The organism is Hymenobacter algoricola (genome assembly GCF_039539525.1).
Taxonomy (GTDB): domain Bacteria; phylum Bacteroidota; class Bacteroidia; order Cytophagales; family Hymenobacteraceae; genus Hymenobacter; species Hymenobacter algoricola.
In genome coordinates, this window is the sequence record NZ_BAABDH010000062.1 from 1 (window position 1) to 1,584 (window position 1,584).

Genomic DNA, 1,584 nt, shown 5'->3' on the forward strand with positions numbered 1-1,584 from the left:
CGACTGGATTACCAGCCAGGATGCCAAAAACTGGTTCGACCACTGCGGCTACCATACACAGACCACTTAACCACTGGCCACACCGTTCACGAATCCGCTATAACAATATATGGAGATAAAGCGAAGGATATAGCGCAACAGGGAAATGACTTCCAGGATCAGTATGATATGTTTGCGGCTTTTCAAGAAACACTGAAGCAAGTAGGCACAGGGCAAGATTATAAGCCATTGCCTGACCATAGGGCATTGCAAGAGCAGTTGAGTAACACAAATACTACACTTGATGCTGTTGGTGCTGGACTTGGCACGCATACAGAGATACAGGACTTGGTCGTAAAATCAACTTCTAAAGCCAAAAATATAACTTTACTACAGGAAGCTAGAGTATTGGGTATAACTGGCACTAAAATGCTTGGCGCAGCTAAAGTCCTTGGAAATGCAGGAGCCGTGATTGGTATAGGAGTCACCGTATCACGTGCAGCAATCTACTATAATGATGGTGGGAAAGATAGCACTGTAGCAATCAAAGCACTGGCTGATGTAACTATGGCAGCAGTTGGCTTTATGGGACCAGTCGGTTTTGTTCTCAGTACCACCTACTTCTTGGTCGATGCGGGCGGTGGATTCGGGACATACGGTCAAATCAAATAAATCAGTAAATGAAAAATAGCATCTTAGCATACATTTATTATAGAATGTATCGTTTTCAAATAGCCGTTGGCAATGGATCTGTAGCAGTGCCTATGGCTTCATTGTTAATGATATTTATGCTTTATATAAATACTGCATCTATTATAGTTTCACTATTGGCCCTAATTGAAGTTGCAATTTCCAGTGAATTACTGACTTATGCGTTTATTATCATTGGCGCAGTAATCATACTTGCTGTTTATGCATTATCGATACATAATAAGAATTATAAATTTATTATAAAAAGATTTAAAAACGAAGATACTACAACAGATAAAAAAGGCAATATGTTTGTTGTCATTTACATAATATTTTCAATAGCATTTATGGGTTTAAGTTTTTACTTAATACTTGCAAAGAACAATAATATGCTTTAGTATAATTTTATTGATGGAGGATAAAAACAACACAAGGCATAAGAATAAAGTTCCTAGCTACGAGTTGGTTTTATCAAGAGCTACAAATTTGCAAAGCCTAAAAAATTTGACAATAATTTTAAGTAATCAACATGAAAGGACTGGATAAAACTTTAAAAAATTTAGTTGTTATAATGTCATTGGCTATTGCCTATTTGCCTGCATTGTGTGTAGCGCAAACGTTCTACGGCCAAGAAGAGGCACAAAGAGGTATATATAATACTTCAAATGGAAACAGCCCTGCACTTGCTAATACAGGAGTGCCAAATATTGGCGTTTCGCTCTACAACGAATTTCCCGTTTCCCTCTCTTACAATGTACAATGCTTCTGGAATAAAGCCAGATCAGATGTCTACGGAAGTAGGATTGGGATGGGGGTGTAATTCAAAACTTCGCTTGGGGCTGCTATCTTTGAAGGAGACCATTGCCCCCTTGTGATGATGACCAAAGCGGACTACCTAGCCCTGGCTGAAACGCG

At 38.9% G+C, this 1,584-nt stretch carries 3 protein-coding genes; all 3 read left to right on the plus strand.

Annotated features, from left to right (window positions below):
* The coding region (locus ABD842_RS13800; protein ID WP_345114956.1) for a hypothetical protein at positions 1–651 on the plus strand (651 nt) is incomplete at its 5' end.
* 8 nt (positions 652–659) lie between these two features.
* Complete coding sequence (locus ABD842_RS13805; RefSeq protein ID WP_345114959.1) at positions 660–1,067, plus strand: hypothetical protein; 408 nt, start codon at positions 660–662, stop codon at positions 1,065–1,067.
* Between the two features lie 131 nt (positions 1,068–1,198).
* A complete protein-coding gene (locus tag ABD842_RS13810) occupies positions 1,199–1,489 on the plus strand; it encodes a hypothetical protein (protein ID WP_345114962.1) in 291 nt (96 codons plus the stop codon).
* Positions 1,490–1,584: the final 95 nt, after the last annotated feature.